This window comes from Mesorhizobium sp. 113-3-9 (assembly GCF_016756515.1).
Lineage (GTDB): Bacteria > Pseudomonadota > Alphaproteobacteria > Rhizobiales > Rhizobiaceae > Mesorhizobium.
In genome coordinates, this window is the sequence record NZ_AP023246.1 from 7,380,430 (window position 1) to 7,398,654 (window position 18,225).

The window sequence follows — 18,225 nt, forward strand, 5'->3', positions numbered from 1 at the left end:
TAGGCGAAAGATTTCGGCGGAACCACCCGAGGCCATCAGGAAGATTCGTCACGATGAAAGCGATCCCTTGCCCGTTCTGCACAAGCTGCGAGGTTAGGCCATATGAAACGGACGAGGCGCGCGTTGTGATGAAATGCGAGGACTGCGGTGCATCGGGGCCGGTCTGCATCGACGAAGTCAACGCCGTCGAAAGCTGGAATTACCGTCCATCTGCCCAGCCCGAATAGGATTGTCCACGTGGCATGGCGATAGCGATGCGCCTACGCCTAATGGCCCCGGTCCGTCACCGGCGCGCAGGAGCGTATTATCTTCGTCAGCCGGTGCCGCGTTTCTCTTGCGAGCCCCCGCCAGTCAGGCCCGGCGCATGCTGGCCTACCCCCGTCAGAGTGCCAGGCCGCTCATGTCGCGCCTGCCGTACATGGCAACGAACCTTATCGCGCATCTGATCGACTGATATTGCCGATCACCTTCCGCAACTCGAGCGGCTGTAGCAGCGCATGCCGTTACATCGGATGCGCAAGTGTCGTCTGACAATCTCGCCGGAAAACTGCCGTCTCAACAATTCGGCCAGCCTGTCGTTTCGACATCGCTCACTAGCCATACTCATAAAACCTGTTCTGGTTTGCCTCGCCTTGCCTAGCCGCCGGTCGCCTGACAGCCCACATGCCGACGCAGGTTCGGTCTGCCAGCCACCGTAGGGCATGTGACGTTGGACTGTCACGTTCGACCGTATACGTCCTCAAGCCGCACGATGTCATCTTCGCCGAGATACTCGCCGCTTTGTACCTCGATCATCACCAGTCCGATATTGCCGGGGTTTTCGAGCCGGTGTTTGTGGCCGCAAGGGATATAGGTGGATTGATTAGTGGTCAGGAGTAGCTCCTGGTCGCCGTTGACTATTTTCGCAGTGCCGCTGACCACGACCCAGTGCTCGGAGCGGTGATGGTGCATCTGCAGGCTCAAGCGTCCGCCCGGCTTCACCTCGATGCGCTTGATCTTGAAGCGCTCGCTTTCCTCCAGAACCGTGTAGGTGCCCCAGGGCCGGTGCACGGTACTGTGAAGCAAGTGCGCTTCATGTCCCGCAGCCTTGAGTCCCTCGAAGAGTTTCTTGACGTCCTGGACGCGATCGCGGGATGCAACCAGCAATGCATCGGGGGAATCCACGATCACCAGGTCGCTGATGCCGACGGTGCCGATGACGCGTTTGTCCGAGCTTATGTAACTGCCCACGGTGTCGACCACATGGACATCGCCGCGAATCCTGTTGCCGCTCCCGTCAGCGGCGACCAGTTCGGCCATTGCGTTCCAAGATCCAATGTCGTTCCACCCCATTTCGCAGGGAACGACAGCGAGATTGTGGGTTTTTTCCATCACCGCATGGTCGAGTGAAATACGCGGCGCCATGGCGAAGTGCTCAGATGAGAGTTCGACGCTGGCAACATGTTCGCCGTGGCTGACGCGAGCATTATCATAGCTATCGAGAACGGCATCGATCACCTGCGGGCAATGCGCAGCCATTTCGTCGAGCATGACCTGCGCCTTGAAGCAGAAGATGCCGGCGTTCCAGAAGAAACGTTTGGACGCGACATAAGATTTGGCAGTCTCGGCGTTCGGTTTCTCGACGAACCGGACAACTTTCTCACCGTCGGCCTCGATGTAGCCGAATGCGGTGTCTGGCCTATCCGGGGTTATCCCCAAGGTTGCGATACGCCCCTGCAGCGCCTGTTCGATTGCCCGGTTCATGGCGGTTTGAAATGCGGGCAGATCACCAATCATATGGTCGGCGGGAAAAACACACAGAACAGCATCGGGACCCTGTGTTGCCTTGGCATGGACGGTTGCCGCAGCGACGGCGGCGGCGGTATCCCGACCCTCAGGCTCAAGCAGAAAGGTGCGTGGCAAAACAACGGAATCCAGCTCGTCGAAAACGTCTTTCGTAAGGAAGAGGTGCCCCGTGGACGTCACGGTAACAAGCTCCACGACATGCTGCATCGAAGCGGCGCGCAACACGGTGTGCTGGATGAGCGAAAGTCCATCCGCCACCTTGAGAAAAGGTTTGGGGTGCGATTGCCTTGAGGCGGGCCAGAGCCGCGAACCAGCTCCACCGCTGATGATGACCGGAACCACTTTCATCAAAGGTCCTCTATCTCGTCTGTAAGCGCGAACGCATGTGCCCCTTGCAGCGTCGAGGCGACGATCGCCATGGCCCTGCTCTCGGTCGAAGCTTCCGAGTAGCAGCGCAGTTCCGGGGCATTGCCGGAAGGCCGCAGATGTATGATCTCACCTGAAAGCATCCGCGCCCTGAGGCCATCGGTTTCGTCAATTTCGGCGACGGTCCCGAACGAGGCAAGAAAGTGCTGCAGTGCGTTCCGGCTTGCGAGATGATCCATCAATCTGCGCGAACTTTCCGCGGGGAAGTTCTGAAGCCGGTCACTGGCGCACACAGGAAGATTCCAAAGCCCGCGCAGTCGCGACAGCTTCTTTTTTGTCGACGCCATGGTACTGAGCACGGCCAAAATCGGGAGGAATGAGTCCCGCGTCGGCAGTGCAGTCAATGTCTTCCCATTCACGACACAATCCGAGCCCAGCAGAACACCACCATTGGCCTCAAAGCCGACGATGACGCCGCCGGCGCCGTGTAATGCTTCCATTGCTTCAATGACAAATGGAGACCCGACTTTCGTCCTCTGGACCGCGAAACCCAAGGCCTTCGAAATTCCCGAATTGGAGGTCACTGGCGTCACGATCGTGTCTGCCTTCAGGAAAAGAGCCGTTGCAAGCCCAACCAGGTCGCCGCGAAGAAGATCGCCATTTTCATCAGCGATGAGTGGCCGATCAGCGTCCGCATCGGTCGACACGATGGCATCGAGACCGAATTCGCGGACCCACTTCTTCAATTTTGCGATTGTTGCTGCGTCCACGGCTTCGGTATCGACAGGTACGAAGGTCCCGGTTTTCCCGACGGCGACCACGCTGGCACCGAGCGATCGAAGAACCTGTACCAACAGTTCCGCCGCGACCGAACTGTGCTGATAGACACCAAGTCTCATGCCGGAAAGTGAGCCCGGCTCCAGCATGTCATGGGCGCGCTCTCGATAAGAGGCGATCGCTTCTTCACGGTGCATAGGCCACGTCGTTCCCAGACAAGCCGTTGGTAAGCAATACGCAATTGATCTTTCGGCTACAAAGCGCGTAATCGCGGCCTCATCCGCCTTGCTGATTTCACCATTCGGGCCATAGAATTTGATGCCATTGCGATCGGCTGGAATGTGCGACCCGGTGACCATAAGAGCCGCCGCGCCGTGTTTGCATGCATATAGTGCCAGGGCAGGCGTGGGTATGGTGCCGCAATCGATCGGCTGGAAACCATTTGCGGCCAACGCCGCCATGCAATTGTTGGCTATCGCCTGACTGCTGTCACGTAGGTCGCGGCCTATGAAGACTGAACTATTCGGCTGAACCCGGCTGGAAATCAAACGCCAAGCGAAAGCTTCGGTATAAAGTCCGCTGGCCTTGCCGACCAATTCCGAAGCCAAACCTCGAACGCCGCTTGACCCGAATTTCATGATTTCGCTTTGCTAGTGGACAGGCAGGGTGGGGTAATGTTGCAATGGGCTAGTACTTTCTACTGCAAGCGCCATCGTTCTCAGGCACCTGCTGTTCAGGTATGCGGTCTCTACAACACGGTGTGGCGTAAGGACCCCTCAGAGTTCCGCCGAACAGCAGGGCATCCACTGGCACAGGGGCATCCACAGTTCTCCTTCTAATGGAATCTTTTGGCGGGCTCATCTAATGATCAAGGAAGTGGAGTGATCGATCGGTGCCTGCCGGTATTTCGCTATGCAGCATCATGACAGGTCCGTAAACTTGGTTGTTTGGATGGAACGCATCCATGGCATGGATAGGGCTAGAAAGCCGTCTCGATCAGCGCAATGGAACCCTGTGATTCTTGGGTAATGGATTAAGGTCAGCCAGAGCGCTCGCCGACCATGGCGTCGCCTAGGGCGCTGGACCCAAGCAGGAACCGATGCTTGGATCAGTTGGGGCGACGATCAGCGCCGACAATGTCTTGCCTTGCGACGCCCTTCAGAAAGTTGTTTCTGGAATTGCGTTCGATCAAGGCCCAGCGCAAAACCTTGATGCAGTCGTCGCCGCCGCAATCTTCGCCTTCGGCTTTGTCTACATCCATCCGTTCGAGGACGGAAACGGCCGCATTCACCGCTACCTGATCCACCACGTCCTTGCCATGCACAGCTTCAATCGCCGGGAGTGGTGTTTCCCGTCTCGGCCGCGATCCTGGACCAGATCGACGAGTACAGGCGCGTGCTGGAGAGCAATTCGAAGCGCCTTCTGCCATTGGTCGAATGGGAACCGACGCCGCAATTCAACGTCCGGGTGCTGAATGACACCGGGGATTTCTACCGATACTTCGATGCAACCCCGCACGCCGAATTTCTTTATGCCTGCCTTCGGCGGACGATCGAACGGTACCTTCCTTACGAAACAGCTTTTCTGCAGCGCTACGATCAATTCCGGCAACAGGTGAATGCCTTTATCGACACGCCCAAGCGGCTGATCGATCTGCTCTTCCGTTTCCTTAACCAGAATGGTGGCCCCTATCGAGCCGCGCCCTCGGAAAGGAATTCCCGGCTCTGACCAATGACGAAGCGCGGGCGGCTCGAGGCGATCTATGCGCAGACCAGAAAACGGCAAAGCACGCGGCAGAAGCCTTTCCCTGGGACTGCCGGTCGACCCTTGCGTTAGCGCCGAAACTCGGGACGTCAAGTTCTGGGGCAAACCGGACAAGCCGAAGGTGTGTCGGGAATGCTGCTGCGCCACGGCAGTGATTTCTGCATCATCTATACGCCTATATACGCAGTGCCGGCGTCAGCACCCCAGCGGTCGAAGATACGCGACAAGTCGCGTGCAAGTCATCTTGGGGACGCTGACAACAAGGTACGTGCGCTCAATCGCGTCCACCCCATTCACAAAACCGGCTCCGTGGAGTAGTGGGAACGCAGAGAAATCTCCGGTCGCAGCCTTACCCGGTCAAAACAAGGATTCAAACCATGAAAGCCCTCGTCATCTGCTCCGGCGGATTGGACTCTGTTTCGCTCGCTCACAAGGTGGCGACCGAGCAGAAACTCATTGGCCTGCTTTCGTTCGATTACGGCCAGAGGCACAAAAAGGAACTCGGCTTTGCCGCTATCTGCGCCAAGCGGCTGGCTGTTCCGCACCAGATCGTCGATATCCGCGATGTTGGCCGGAACCTGAGCGGCTCGGCGCTGACTGATAATGTGGACGTGCCCGACGGGCACTATGCCGAAGACTCCATGAGGATCACGGTGGTGCCGAATAGGAACGCCATCATGCTGGCCATCGCCTTCGGGGTTGCCGCCGCGAAGAAGGCCGATGCGGTGGCCACTGCCGTCCACGGCGGAGATCATTTCATCTATCCCGATTGCCGGCCCGCTTTTATCGACGCCTTTCAGACGATGCAGAACCATGCCCTCGCAGGCTACGCCGATATCCGCCTGTACGCTCCGTATGTGAATATGTCGAAGGCCGACATCGTCAGCGAGGGGGCAAAGTACGCCACACCGTTCGAGGCGACGTGGTCCTGCTACAAGGGCGGTGCACGTCATTGCGGTCGCTGCGGGACATGCGTCGAACGGCGCGAAGCATTCGATCTGGCCGGCATCACCGACCCGACAGATTATGAGGACGCAGACTTCTGGCTCCACGCTATCCAGACAAGGAGCGCGTGATGTTCCGCATTACCAAAGAGTTCCACTTCTCGGCCTCGCATCAGCTCACCTCCTTGCCACCAGATCATCAGTGCGCACGTCTGCACGGCCACAACTACATCGTCGTAGTGGAGCTTTCAGGTGGCGAACTGGACGAACACGGCTTTGTGCGCGACTACCAAGATCTGGCGGCGTTCAAGCACTACATCGATGGGACGTTCGACCATCGGCATCTTAACGACGTGCTGGGGCATGACCATGCCACAGCGGAATGTCTGGCCAGGCACTTCTACGACTGGTGCAAGGTGCGGCTACCCGAAACCTCCGCCGTGCGGGTGAGCGAGACGCCGAAAACCTGGGCGGAATACCGACCATGACTTGCGCGTTGCATCCCGGAATCCGGGTGAGCGAGATTTTTGGGCCGACCATTCAGGGCGAAGGCGTGCTGATCGGCTTGCCGACGGTGTTCGTAAGAACCGGCGGGTGCGATTATCGCTGTTCCTGGTGCGACAGCCTGCATGCGGTGGACCGTCGCTTCCGCCATGATTGGGAGATGATGTCTTCCGACGCGGTTTGGCAAAAGGTCATTGCACTTTCCGGCGGTCAGCCCGTGATGGTATCGCTGTCGGGCGGCAATCCGGCCATCCAGCCGCTTGGCCAGTTGATCGACCGCGGGCATGGTGAGGGCTACCGTTTTGCATTGGAAACCCAAGGTTCGGTGTCTAAGCAATGGTTCGCGGATCTCGACGTGCTGGTACTCAGCCCCAAGCCGCCCTCAAGTGAAATGACGACAGATTGGGCCGCGTTCGACGCCTGCTTAGAGGCGGCGCAGGATAAGCCGCAGACGGCGCTCAAGCTCGTCGTCTTCGACGAAGATGACTATGCCTATGCCAAAGACGCCGCGGCGCGCTACCCGCAATTACCCGTCTATCTGCAGCCCGGCAATCACACGCCGCCGCGTCCCGGCAACGAAGACGGGTTCATCGACATGGCCGGTGTGATGAGGCGCATGGAATGGCTGGTTGAAAAAGTGACCCGTGACAGGTGGTTCGAGGCGCGTGTACTGCCGCAGCTTCATGTTCTGCTCTGGGGAAACAAACGGGGCGTCTAGCCGAAGGGGAAGGATTGCCGACGACGAGCAAGACAGACCTCTATAGCAATCTCACCCAACTGGGCGGCAGCAGCGTCGTTCCGGAAAGCCCCGAAAACACCGTGCTGGAAAAGGCACCGAAATCCGCATGAGGGCTCGCCTTATTGGGGGCGCTTCACCGCTCCTCTGGAGCGTGACTTGCTCTCGATACTACCATGCTTTTCCGCTGGGTTTGTTTGGTTGCCGATCACCGCTGCGGGACGAATGCGCTTGACAAAATAGCGACGGGCCGTTCAATTCGATGCATTCACCAGGGGAGTCCCGGCAAGGGGCTGAGATACTGCTGGCTTTCGCGGCGCAGTGACCCGTTGAACCTGATCCAGTTCATACTGGCGTAGGGACGGTGCAAGCGCTTTGCGGGAGTTTACGCCCGAGGTCCTGTTTCGGCAGGCCGACCAAAGCGTCTTTTCATCCTTCCGGCACAGAACTGGGTCTCCAATGCATGAGCAAAGGAGCCTCACGATGAATGCCCTCACCCCCGCCGTGTCGACGGGACCACTGCCCGCCTCGCGGAAAATCCACAAATCCGGCGTCCTCCACCCGCAGATCAGGGTGCCGATGCGCGAAATCTCCGTTCATCCAACGGCCGGCGAGCCGCCCGTCATCGTCTACGATCCATCAGGCCCCTATACCGACCCGACAGTCGAAACCAGCATTGAAAAGGGCCTCGCCCGGCTTCGCCATGAATGGATTACCGCGCGCGGCGATGTCGAAGCCTATGACGGCCGCCATGTCCGGCCGGAAGACAATGGATTCGCGGTGGGTGAGCGCCTGACGCCGGAATTTCCCATTCGCAATCGGCCGCTCAGGGCCAGGTCAGGTAAGGCGGTGACGCAGCTTGCCTATGCCCGCGCCGGCATCATCACGCCTGAAATGGAGTTCGTCGCCATCCGCGAGAACCTCGGCCGCGAGATGCTGCGCGGCACGCTGCAACGCGACGGCGAAGCCTTCGGCGCATCGATCCCCGACCTCGTCACGCCGGAATTCGTGCGTGACGAGGTGGCTCGCGGGCGCGCAATCATTCCCGCCAACATCAATCATCCCGAGAGCGAGCCGATGATCATCGGCCGCAATTTCCTGGTCAAGATCAACGCCAATATCGGCAACTCGGCGGTCACCTCCTCGATGGCCGAGGAGGTCGAAAAGATGGTCTGGGCGATCCGCTGGGGCGCCGATACGGTGATGGACCTCTCGACCGGCCGCAACATCCACAACATCCGCGAATGGATCGTGCGCAATGCGCCGGTGCCGATCGGCACGGTGCCTCTCTATCAGGCGCTCGAAAAGGTCAACGGCATCGCCGAGGATCTGAGCTGGGAGGTCTACCGCGACACGCTGATCGAACAGGCCGAACAGGGCGTCGACTATTTCACCATCCACGCAGGCGTGCGGCTGCACTACATCCCGCTGACGGTCGACCGGGTCACGGGTATCGTGTCGCGCGGCGGGTCGATCATGGCCAAATGGTGCCTGCACCATCACCGGGAGAGCTTCCTTTACGAGCATTTCGCCGAAATCTGCGACATCTGCCGCGCCTATGACGTGTCCTTTTCGCTCGGCGACGGCCTTCGTCCCGGCTCGATCGCCGACGCCAACGACGCGGCGCAATTCGCCGAGCTGGAAACGCTCGGCGAGCTGACGAAGATCGCCTGGGCCAAGGATTGCCAGGTGATGATCGAGGGGCCCGGCCACGTGCCGATGCACAAGATCAAGGAGAACATGGACAAGCAACTCGCCGTCTGCGGCGAGGCGCCTTTCTATACGCTTGGACCGCTGACGACCGACATCGCGCCGGGTTACGACCACATCACCTCAGGTATCGGCGCCGCCATGATCGGCTGGTTCGGCACCGCCATGCTCTGCTACGTCACACCGAAGGAACATCTCGGCCTTCCCGATCGCAACGACGTCAAGATTGGCGTGATCACCTACAAGATCGCAGCACACGCCGCCGACCTAGGGAAGGGGCATCCGGCGGCGAAAGTCAGGGATGACGCCCTTTCCCGCGCGCGCTTCGAGTTCCGCTGGGAGGACCAGTTCAACCTGTCGCTCGATCCCGAAACAGCGCGGTCCTTCCACGACCAGACCTTGCCCAAGGAAGCGCACAAGCTGGCGCATTTCTGCTCGATGTGCGGGCCGAAATTCTGCTCGATGCGGATTTCCCACGACATTCGTGCCGAAGCGCAGAAGGAGGGCATGGCGGCGATGGCGGCGAAATACCGCGAGGGCGGCGATCTCTACGTGCCGGCGGACGAGACCGGCACACCGCTGGTGCCGGAGGCGCATGAGCGGTCATGAGGGTGCTGGTCAAAGGGGCCGGCGTCGCCGGTCTCACCGCAGCCTTCGAACTCGCCACGCGCGGCGCGGCGGTGACAGTTGCTGAGACAAGACATGGCCTCGGCGGCAATGCGTCGTGGTTCGCCGGCGGCATGCTGGCGCCATGGTGCGAGCGCGAAAGCGCCGAGCAACCGGTGCTGGATCTCGGACGCGATGCCGCCGACTGGTGGGAGGCGGCAACGCCCGGGCAGGTGACGCGGGCCGGAACACTGGTCGTGGCCGCGCCGCGCGATGCGGGCGAACTCGACCGGTTCGCCAGCCGCACGTCGGGTCATCGGCGCGTCGATGAGGATGAAATCGCGTTGCTGGAGCCCGACCTCGCCGGCCGCTTCCGCCGCGGACTGCTCTTCTCCGACGAAGCCCATCTCGACCCGCGCCAGGCGATGGCGGCACTTCATGACAGGCTGGCGGCGATGGGAGTCGAATTCCACTTCTGCGCCGATGCCCCGGCTGTTTCCGGGTTCGGTCGTCAAATCGACTGCACGGGAATGTCCGCCGTCGATGGAAGGCTGCGTGGCGTTCGTGGCGAGATGCTGATCCTGCGTACGCCTGATGTCTCGCTGTCGCGCCCGGTCCGGCTGCTTCATCCGCGCTTTCCGCTCTATATGGTGCCACGCACCGACCACCGTTTCATGATCGGCGCGACGATGATCGAGAGCCAGTCCACTGGACCTGTCACGGCTCGTTCAATGATGGAGCTTTTGGGCGCGGCCTATGCCCTCCATCCGGCCTTTGGCGAGGCCGAGATCGTTGAAACCGGTGTCGGCGTTCGTCCGGCCTTTCCCGACAACCTGCCCCGCGTCGAAGCGAGCGGAGACACCGTCGCGATCAATGGGCTCTATCGTCACGGTTTTCTCCTCGCCCCCGCCATGGCGCGCCAAGCTGCCGACCTGGTTTTCAATCAAGACGGAACCAAGGAACCTACTCATGAAACTGATGGTCAACGGCGAAGCGCGTGAGGTTGCCGCCACCACGCTGGCGGCGCTGCTTGCGGCGCTCGACTATGAGGGCGATTGGCTGGCGACGGCCGTCAACAGCGACGTCGTGCACAAAGCCCGGCGGGCAGAATTCCAGTTGAGCGACGGCGACCGGATCGAAATCCTCTCGCCCATGCAGGGAGGCTAGCATGCTGGAGCTTTTCGGGACGCCACTTCCCTCCCGCCTGCTTCTCGGCACGGCTCAGTATCCGTCGCCGGCCATCCTCGCCGACGCGGTGAAGGCGTCGGGGACGTCGGTGGTGACCGTCTCCTTGCGGCGGGAGATGGCAGGCGGCAGGGCCGGCGAAAGATTCTGGTCGCTGATCCGCTCACTCGGCACGAAAATCCTGCCCAATACTGCCGGCTGCCATTCGGTCAAGGAAGCGGTCACGACCGCGAGGATGGCGCGCGACGTCTTCGGTACGAGCTGGATCAAGCTCGAAGTGATCGGCAGCCACGACACGCTGCAGCCAGACGTGTTCGGCCTGGTCGAAGGCGCCCGCATCCTGTGCGAAGATGGCTTTTCGGTATTCCCCTATACCACCGACGACCTTGTCGTGGCCGAACGGCTGCTGGAGGCGGGCTGCAGGGTCTTGATGCCGTGGTGCGCGCCGATCGGTTCCGCCCTCGGACCGGTCAACATGACGGCACTGCGCTCGATGCGCGGACATTTCCCTGACGTCCCGCTGATCGTGGATGCAGGCCTCGGGCGACCGTCACACGCCGCAACGGTCATGGAGCTCGGTTTCGACGCCGTGCTCCTGAACACGGCGGTCGCCAGGGCGGCCGATCCGGTCGGCATGGCGCGTGCGTTCGGCAAGGCGGTCGATGCCGGTCGCGAAGCCTTCAGTTCAGGATTGCTCGAGCCACGCGAGGTCGCCGTGCCGTCGACGCCGATATTCGGCAGGGCGGTTTTCTCATGAAGCTCGATCCGTTCTACCTAATCGTCGACAGCGCAGCCTGGATCGAACGGCTGCTGCCGCTCGGCGTCAAGCTGGTGCAGCTGCGTATCAAGACCAAGGATGAGGCCGGGTTGCGCGCGGAAATCCGGAAGGCAACGGCCTTGTGCGCCGAGCACCAAAGCCAGCTCATCGTCAATGACCATTGGCGCCTGGCAATCGAGGAAGGCTGCAACTTCGTCCATCTCGGCCAGGAGGATTTGCAGACCGCCGACCGCGCGCGGATACGGGCAGCCGGCGTCAGGCTCGGGCTGAGCACGCATGATCATGTCGAACTGGAGACGGCCTTGTTTGCCGAGCCCGACTACATCGCGCTCGGTCCCATCTACCCAACCATCCTGAAGAAGATGAAATGGGCGCCGCAAGGGCTCGAACGAATCCGCGAGTGGAAGCGCCGGGTCGCACCTGTCCCATTGGTCGCCATTGGAGGCCTCAATCCTGACCGGCTCGACGGTGTCTTTGCGGCTGGCGTGGACAGCGCGGCCGTCGTGACCGACATCACGCTGAATGCCGATCCCGAAGCGCGCACACGAGAATGGATCGAAAAGACGGAGCGATGGCGCTGAGGCGAGAACCGCATGTGCTTGTCGTTGGCGGGTCGGACTCCAGCGGTGGAGCTGGAATTGCCCGCGATATAGAAACGGTTTCCGCCTTCGGGGTGCGAAGTTGTCTTGCCATCACCGCCGTGACAGTCCAGACGCATTCGGCTGTCGAGCACGTCAAGCTTGTGCCGTCGGAGCTTGTCGCCGCTCAGATGCGCGCCGCGTTCGCTGCCAACGCTGTCGCGGCCGTCAAGATAGGCATGATTGGGACATCGGCGGCTGTTGAGGCAGTCGGCGCTGTTTTGGTCAACCGCCAAGTGCCTGTGGTACTCGACCCGGTCTTGGCCTCTACCTCGGGACGCAATCTGCTGGCGGACGATGCCATTAATATGCTGCGCCACGATCTGATGCCGATCTGCCGGCTTGTAACGCCTAACCTGGTCGAGCTGGCTGCGTTTACCGGCTCGTCACCGGCCGCGGACGAAGAAGGGGCTTGTCGTCAGGCTGAAGAGCTATCGAGGACGGTGAGGACCGCCGTACTCGTCAAGGGCGGCCATGCACAAGGAACCCGTTGCGTCGACGTGCTTTTGCAGCCGAACCAACCTGCAGTTCGGTTCGAGGCGCCCCGCTTGCCGCGAGGGATGCGCGGAACGGGTTGCATGATGGCCAGCGCAGTCGCCGCCTCGCTTGCTCTTGGAGCGTCGCTGGAAGCGAGCGTGCGCCAAGGCAAGCAATATGTTTTCGATGCGCTTGCCGGATCGAAGGACCTCGGGCCGAAAAGCTGATCGGGCCGAACGTATCCAACGCTCCGATCAAGTCTGGCAGGCGATCGTGGGTCTACTCCTAGGACATGAAGGCCCTATCCGAGGGGTGAGAATGCGGCATACACGGTCGCTTTCGCCTATCAACAACACGCCGCTTTGAGGAGGAAGCCGCATGTCTCTGTGCCAACCGGTTGATGGGTCATCCGAAACCCGCATCTAGTCGTCGCTAGCGACCGCATGCCGCTTGGCACGTTGTTGGGTGAGCGAACGTTCGAACCGGGGTTAGCCAACTCGAGCCATAATTGCGGATTGAATCGCCGTTGCGGTATATAGGGAAGCATCTAACGACAGATTCCCAAACGCCGGTTGACAAAGGAGGTAGTTTGCACCTGCCGCTTCCAGCTGTTCAAGAAGAGCTTGTCCCGCAGAAGCTGCCGTTCCTACTACGCACAATTCCTTCTCGATTGCTGCATCGAAGGTCAGCGGCAGGTTTGGTGGAGTCGGCATGCCATTAAGATCATAAAGGAATTTAAAGCTCTTGAGCCACCGTTCGTAAGCAGGTGCGGCGAGTGAACGTGCATCTGTTTCAGAACGCCCAATCACGACCATTCGGAGCAATCCAAGAAATGGCGTTTGGTCGTCCGCCTCACTGGTGTGCTCTCGACGGAAGGCATCAGTGATTCTTCGAACGGAAGAGGAAGGTCCCACGCACGCGATGTTCACGCCATTCGCAGCGGCCCAGACTGCCGATTCCGGTCGATTGGTGGCGATCCAAGTCGGCGGATGTGGACGCTGATGAGTTCTTAGCGTCAGCGGAACGCTGTTCAACTCAAAATGGCGACCTTGATAGGATAGCGTGCCGCCCTTCAGCGCATTGATAAGAATTTCGCTGGCTTCCGCATAGTGGTTTGGCGCCGCGTCCGAGCCAATCCCGAAGTAACCCAATTCGATCGGGAGCGAGCCGCGCCCTATCCCAAGTTCGAGCCTGCCACCGCTCAATTGGTCCAGCATACAGATCTCTTCGAACGCACGTAGCGGATGATAGAGGGCAAGCAGCATTACCAACGGGCCGACACGAAGGCGCCGGGTTCGCTGGGCTACGCTCGACAAGAACAGATTCGGTGAGGGACCTCTCCCATGTGGGGTACAATGGTGCTCTGCGAGATGATATGCATAGAACCCAAGGTGATCGCACGCCTCCGCTAACATCAGGCGATCTTCGTACTGTCGGGCGATATCGGGGCCGTCCTCGTCCAGATGATCGAAGATGCCGACAGCTAGGCCTGAAGGAAAGGCCTTATCCATGATATTGTCTCCATTTTTGACGCAGAAAGTCCGGTTGCTTGCGTATTCCAAGCAATTTAAAGATTTCTCGCTCGTGTAATCGCTCGGATTATTGGCTGCGAAATGCTAAGAGCCTTAGCAACCTAATGCGGGGGTGTTGACATATTCAATATTCTGCTAATACGACTAGTGGCACGAAGAAACGCATCCATTTGCTCTTTTGTACCGATGCTGACGCGGATGTAATTTTCCAAACCTTTATCTGGAAAGACGGCAACAAGTATTTTTTGCCTTGCGAAGGCTGATTGCCACCATGAGCCGTCCTGTGCCGTTGGCACGCGGGCAAGCAAGAAGTTTGCGTGGGAAGGGATTACGGAAAATCCAAGTTGCGACAGCGCGAGCGTCACTCGCCGTCGTTCATGCCTGATGTGTCTGTGGTTGTCTGCATAGGCGGCGCGGTGCGCAAGGACGCTGATACCAACCGCCTGCCCGATCACATTCATGTTGAAGACGTTCTGGATGTTGCGTAGCCTGCCGATAATTTCAGGATGACCGAAACCGAAACCGACGCGAACGCCGGCGGCAGCATAGCTTTTCGAAAATGTCCTTAAGACCAGAAGGTTCGAATAGCGATTGATGAGGCGTAGACCATTCTCGGGTGCAAAGTCGACGTAGGCCTCATCCAGCACGATCAAGCGGTCCGATTTCGCTACCAGGCGTTCGATATCGGCCACCGGAACGAACGTTCCAGTCGGATTGTTCGGATTGGCTAGCAGAATGAACTTGGCGTCCTTTGCAGGACCGAAGAGCAATTGCTCCATCGGCAAGGAATGATCTTTGCTAAATTCGATTTCGACAAATTGAGCACCCTGCAACGTTGCAAGTTTGCGGTTGAACGAAAAGCCTGGCGACATCATCGCCACGCTATCCCCCGGGGTAAGGAATGCTCTGTAGACAAGTCCAAGCAGTTCAGACGATCCGTTGCCGGCGATCACCTGATCCATGGAGACGCTGTAGGCATTCGCGGCTGCTTCTCTCAAGCTGATGTTATCGTCTTCTGGATATAGATACTGCCGTTCGAGAGCTGCAATCGCACTTTGCATTATGATTTCCGGAAGCGGGAAGGGGTTCTCATTCGTGTTTAGTTTTACCCAACTTGAATCCGGCGCTGGTGTATCGGATGGCAGAGCATCTAACTGTCTCGCCACTTGCGAAAGAGACGACAGCACACTCTGAAGTTTTGCATCGGACATGTTTTTCTCCGTTTCAGTCGCAGAGGGAATCCGGGATGAACTGATGGTCTGAGCACATGGCCGACCAACAGTGCATTCACACCGCCGTTGTCAGCACATTGACCCCGCGAGGTCGGGCGGGCTGTCCTCCCGGGTCGGATTGGCCCGACGCTCAGTCCGCATCCACTCGTCATCGGGCCAAGGCTCCGCCAACCACCAACGCTTGATTTGTCCCTGATATTTGCCTCGGTCAGCCTTTCAAGGACGCTTGATCTGATGCCGTATTTCCTCAGCGTGTATCCAATCTGGCGCGGCGTCGGTCCAAGCAGGCGCCGCCTTTGCCTGCACCGAGCCATCTCTCCACGGCCGCGATGACACGCTCGCGATTTGACATACTCGTACCTTTAAAGAGGCTGCGCTGGCAGGCGCCAGCAGTGCCTGGTCCCTGACGACGGACGGGACCGTAGCGGCGGCCCAAGGAGCAGCCTCAGTCGGCCGCGTGGCCGGCCTTGTCTGGCATCATCGGCCCCAGTTGCAGCACCTTGGTGCCCGGTCCGCTCTTCCACGGCGTTGCGGAAAACACTGTCCGTGGCAGCAGTCAAAGTCGTTTCAGCCGATTGACGCTCCCGCTGCCAGGAACATGCGATGCAGCTTCACTGTCTGCCCAACCAGATTGGCGATTGTGGTGAGGAGGCGGAGGTCGTAATCGAGGAGGGAACCTGATTTGTTGTCCAGAATGCGGTCGATGGTCGGGGTGCCCACGACGTTCGCATCGACGCGAACGGGTACGCCGATGAACGACACTTTCATGTTGTCGGACGCCCCGAGCACGTCCTTGTCGGCGGCGTTGAAAGCCGGATCCACCGCTTGGTTGCGGATTTTGACTGGTCACGGGCAAGCGCGAAAAACGCCCTGGCCGTAAGTCGGGGCGCCGCAACGTGGTCGAGTGCACAGCGGAGCGATGCCTTGCCATGGGTTTCCTTTCATGAATCGCGACCGTCGACTGACTTCTGCACGCCGCAACCGCACGTTGATTCACGAGACCGGAATGGGGCGGGAGAGTCAATCGAGCTTTCTTTCATTCGCGAAAGGAAACTCTGCGCTCATGATAGAATTCCATCAGTTTCATATAGCTCCGGTAGATGATATCGAACGGCAGAATGTCTGCCCCGGCGTCCCCGCGGTGCCGGTGCTGATGGCCCGGGCCATCAGCCTAATCAGCTCCTGGCAAAGCTGGCACAGTGGCGTGGCGACCGCCATCGCGACGATGTCATCTACGTGGGCCGACCGCGACTCCGGCGTGATTTCATTCACAATCGCGACAAGGTCTTGACCGCGGAGCGGCTGATGGCCCCCTGCCCCGCCGACCAGCTGCGCTGCGCCGTTTCCCAAACGTCTAGGTCACATTTTCGAAGTGCGTGTTGGAATCGGTGATTCCGTATCACATTATCGCCACGTTTTAGCCGCGACGTGGTCGCAATGCCCCACCAGAAAGCCGGCGTTGCCCTGACAGTTCGGTCCGGCATCGGCTCAAACCAGCCCCCCGCTTAAGGGTCAGTGCCGGATCGAACGCTTCTTGCATCTCTTTTTGAAGGAAATCAGGTGCGACGCCCGAAAAGCATACGGCGGCCATTAGAAGCAAGCTGATCCGCTCCATTGATCGATACATGGTCCGCCAAATTGCACAGCGCGCCAAGGATCTGCAAATCAACGATGGTTTGAGGCGGCGGCTGCCAGGCGAGACACATCTCGGGCCGACAGGGCCATTCCGAGCGCCAGCGCGCGAGATGCTTCGGATCGGAAGTGTTGCGCAGCTCACTTCTCGAGGATCGATCCCGGTCGCAAAGACGCATCAGCCTCGCCGGCAACTACGCCGGGCAGCTAGAGAATGTGCAACGGGCATACCCCGGCGCAACACTCCTCCCCGATGACCATGGAGTATGGCTTCTCGCTCGCAGCCAAGTGATAGATGGCTTATCGCGAGAAGCCATATTCCTTATTGCCCTACCAGAAACGCCACCGGTCGAGCCGCGTGGATGGGCGTTCTGGCAGCAAGATGGGCAGGTCGAATGGATCGGCCCGCGACATACCAATTTCCCTGACGGCTCGGTGTGCGCTTATCACCCCATGCTCGATAAAGCTTGGTCGCCAGGCAGTGATTTGTGCACGTTGCTGGACCTTTATAGCGTATGGGCGCTTCGCCAGCTTCATTTGGTGGTGTTTGATCGGTGGCCGGGACGCCAGTATGCGATGCTGGATGAACTGGGCCAAGCTGATCCCTATTATCGGCTAACCCAGTTTAAGGAGGCCGAGCTTTGCAACTGCGGATCAAATCGGCGCTATGGCGAATGCTGCCGGCCGCATGATCTGAAGCTACCCTTCCCGTCGATTCTGCACGCCTTCAAAAGCCGTAATCTCGGTCTCGGCATCTTTGATCGAGCCCCTCCCGCCGAAATTGCAGTGTTGATCGCCGAAGGAGGACAAAATCCCCCACCCCCCATGCTAGGGGTTCACTCTACTCTGCGGGCTCATGTCGCGGACGTAAGGGGAATCCTTAGCTCTACATCCCGTAAGAGATGCTCGATCGGGTCAGAGGGAAAAGCATTCCGCTTCTGACGAAATCCCCAATGCCAGGTGCCGACGACTTCCGAGCCGTCGAACTATGTCGAGAAGTTCAGCTTCGGAAAATGCAGCAACACGCGGGCCGCCCACCATATTTTCTCAATATCGTGGTCGCCTGGACCCTTGGCCCATGGGGTCCAGCCCTTGCATAGCCGTTGCGCCAATTCGCTGTTTCGCATCTTCAATCCCACGGAATGATGGATAAAATAACGGGGTATATCCGTCGTAAGAGGGAAGTCTACGAACTGCCAGCAGGTGGAATTTACCAGATTTGTTCATCACTCTTGCACCAAATTCAACTTTAGGAGATGCTAACTCGGCCTTGGGAGGGCTGGGGGATGAGAATAAAAGCATTTGTGGCACTTGGTGCCACGGCAGCGCTGGGCGGCTGTCAAACAAGCAATCAAGCCGACTACATGCAAATAGGCTACGGGCCTAGTTTCGACGTCGCCCACGCTCAATGCGAAATGCATAAGGGGTCGGTTGACCAAGGCTATATTGCTATCGGGTCCCCGGGCTTTGTTGCGGGGGCCGGAATCGGCAATGCCCTCGGCAACTTGGCTGCCGAAGACCAGTATATGAAGAACTGCCTCATCCTAAGCGGGTGGAAG

At 59.3% G+C, this 18,225-nt stretch carries 17 protein-coding genes, 1 pseudogene and 1 riboswitch; of the genes and pseudogenes, 12 read left to right on the top strand and 6 right to left on the bottom strand.

The features are described from left to right. Positions 1 to 717: 717 nt before the first annotated feature. The 3 genes from MesoLj_RS35245 to MesoLj_RS36780 form a co-directional block, all read right to left on the bottom strand. A complete protein-coding gene (locus MesoLj_RS35245; protein WP_010913522.1) occupies positions 718 to 2,133 on the bottom strand; it encodes a mannose-1-phosphate guanylyltransferase/mannose-6-phosphate isomerase in 1,416 nt (471 codons plus the stop codon). Then, positions 2,133 to 3,566 carry a phosphomannomutase gene (locus tag MesoLj_RS35250; RefSeq protein WP_202296399.1) on the bottom strand — a complete coding sequence of 478 codons (1,434 nt, stop codon included), beginning with the start codon at positions 3,564 to 3,566 and terminating at the stop codon, positions 2,133 to 2,135. Before MesoLj_RS35250 ends, MesoLj_RS35245 begins: the two co-directional genes overlap by 1 nt. 470 nt (positions 3,567 to 4,036) lie before the next feature. After that, positions 4,037 to 4,252, bottom strand: coding sequence for a hypothetical protein (locus MesoLj_RS36780; protein ID WP_244673249.1), 216 nt, complete (start codon positions 4,250 to 4,252; stop codon positions 4,037 to 4,039). Here MesoLj_RS36780 and MesoLj_RS36785 point away from each other — a divergent pair. The 11 genes from MesoLj_RS36785 (at position 4,160) to MesoLj_RS35300 (ending at position 12,497) form a co-directional block, all read left to right on the top strand. Continuing rightward, complete coding sequence (locus MesoLj_RS36785) at positions 4,160 to 4,402, top strand: Fic family protein (protein ID WP_244673241.1); 243 nt, start codon at positions 4,160 to 4,162, stop codon at positions 4,400 to 4,402. The genes MesoLj_RS36780 and MesoLj_RS36785 overlap by 93 nt on opposite strands. Beyond that, on the top strand, positions 4,396 to 4,656 hold the full coding sequence (locus MesoLj_RS36790; protein ID WP_342215820.1) for a hypothetical protein: 261 nt from the start codon (positions 4,396 to 4,398) through the stop codon (positions 4,654 to 4,656). Before MesoLj_RS36785 ends, MesoLj_RS36790 begins: the two co-directional genes overlap by 7 nt. A 413-nt stretch (positions 4,657 to 5,069) precedes the next feature. Next, positions 5,070 to 5,768, top strand: coding sequence for a 7-cyano-7-deazaguanine synthase QueC (gene queC, locus MesoLj_RS35260; protein WP_202324436.1), 699 nt, complete (start codon positions 5,070 to 5,072; stop codon positions 5,766 to 5,768). Beyond that, on the top strand, positions 5,768 to 6,124 hold the full coding sequence (queD, locus tag MesoLj_RS35265; RefSeq protein WP_044548957.1) for a 6-carboxytetrahydropterin synthase QueD: 357 nt from the start codon (positions 5,768 to 5,770) through the stop codon (positions 6,122 to 6,124). The genes queC and queD overlap by 1 nt, the downstream gene beginning before the upstream one ends. Continuing rightward, positions 6,121 to 6,858 (top strand): 7-carboxy-7-deazaguanine synthase QueE, encoded by a 738-nt coding sequence (queE, locus tag MesoLj_RS35270; RefSeq protein WP_202324439.1) that lies wholly within the window; start codon positions 6,121 to 6,123, stop codon positions 6,856 to 6,858. The genes queD and queE overlap by 4 nt, the downstream gene beginning before the upstream one ends. Positions 6,859 to 7,139: 281 nt before the next feature. Continuing rightward, positions 7,140 to 7,256, top strand: a riboswitch (TPP riboswitch). Positions 7,257 to 7,359: 103 nt separating this feature from the next. Next, complete coding sequence (thiC, locus tag MesoLj_RS35275; RefSeq protein WP_202324441.1) at positions 7,360 to 9,195, top strand: phosphomethylpyrimidine synthase ThiC; 1,836 nt, start codon at positions 7,360 to 7,362, stop codon at positions 9,193 to 9,195. Then, a complete protein-coding gene (gene thiO, locus MesoLj_RS35280; protein ID WP_202324443.1) occupies positions 9,192 to 10,193 on the top strand; it encodes a glycine oxidase ThiO in 1,002 nt (333 codons plus the stop codon). Before thiC ends, thiO begins: the two co-directional genes overlap by 4 nt. Then, a complete protein-coding gene (gene thiS, locus MesoLj_RS35285) occupies positions 10,162 to 10,359 on the top strand; it encodes a sulfur carrier protein ThiS (protein ID WP_202324446.1) in 198 nt (65 codons plus the stop codon). The genes thiO and thiS overlap by 32 nt, the downstream gene beginning before the upstream one ends. A 1-nt stretch (position 10,360) precedes the next feature. Next, positions 10,361 to 11,134, top strand: coding sequence for a thiazole synthase (locus tag MesoLj_RS35290; RefSeq protein ID WP_202324448.1), 774 nt, complete (start codon positions 10,361 to 10,363; stop codon positions 11,132 to 11,134). Then, positions 11,131 to 11,736, top strand: a complete 606-nt coding sequence (locus MesoLj_RS35295; protein ID WP_096453536.1) for a thiamine phosphate synthase — start codon at positions 11,131 to 11,133, stop codon at positions 11,734 to 11,736. Before MesoLj_RS35290 ends, MesoLj_RS35295 begins: the two co-directional genes overlap by 4 nt. Next, positions 11,727 to 12,497 (top strand): hydroxymethylpyrimidine/phosphomethylpyrimidine kinase, encoded by a 771-nt coding sequence (locus MesoLj_RS35300; RefSeq protein WP_010913510.1) that lies wholly within the window; start codon positions 11,727 to 11,729, stop codon positions 12,495 to 12,497. Before MesoLj_RS35295 ends, MesoLj_RS35300 begins: the two co-directional genes overlap by 10 nt. 261 nt (positions 12,498 to 12,758) lie before the next feature. On the opposite strand, the gene MesoLj_RS35305 is transcribed toward MesoLj_RS35300, so the two are convergent. The 3 genes and pseudogenes from MesoLj_RS35305 to MesoLj_RS35315 form a co-directional block, all read right to left on the bottom strand. Further along, positions 12,759 to 13,781, bottom strand: a complete 1,023-nt coding sequence (locus MesoLj_RS35305) for an LLM class flavin-dependent oxidoreductase (RefSeq protein ID WP_096453534.1) — start codon at positions 13,779 to 13,781, stop codon at positions 12,759 to 12,761. A gap of 122 nt (positions 13,782 to 13,903) precedes the next feature. Continuing rightward, positions 13,904 to 15,013, bottom strand: coding sequence for a histidinol-phosphate transaminase (gene hisC / locus MesoLj_RS35310; RefSeq protein ID WP_202324451.1), 1,110 nt, complete (start codon positions 15,011 to 15,013; stop codon positions 13,904 to 13,906). A gap of 615 nt (positions 15,014 to 15,628) precedes the next feature. Further along, positions 15,629 to 15,865, bottom strand: a pseudogene (locus MesoLj_RS35315) (GAF domain-containing protein); the annotation flags it as partial. A 112-nt stretch (positions 15,866 to 15,977) separates the two neighbouring features. On the opposite strand from MesoLj_RS35315, the gene MesoLj_RS35320 reads away from it, so the two are divergent. After that, positions 15,978 to 16,325 carry a hypothetical protein gene (locus MesoLj_RS35320; RefSeq protein WP_167434505.1) on the top strand — a complete coding sequence of 116 codons (348 nt, stop codon included), beginning with the start codon at positions 15,978 to 15,980 and terminating at the stop codon, positions 16,323 to 16,325. Positions 16,326 to 18,225: the final 1,900 nt, after the last annotated feature.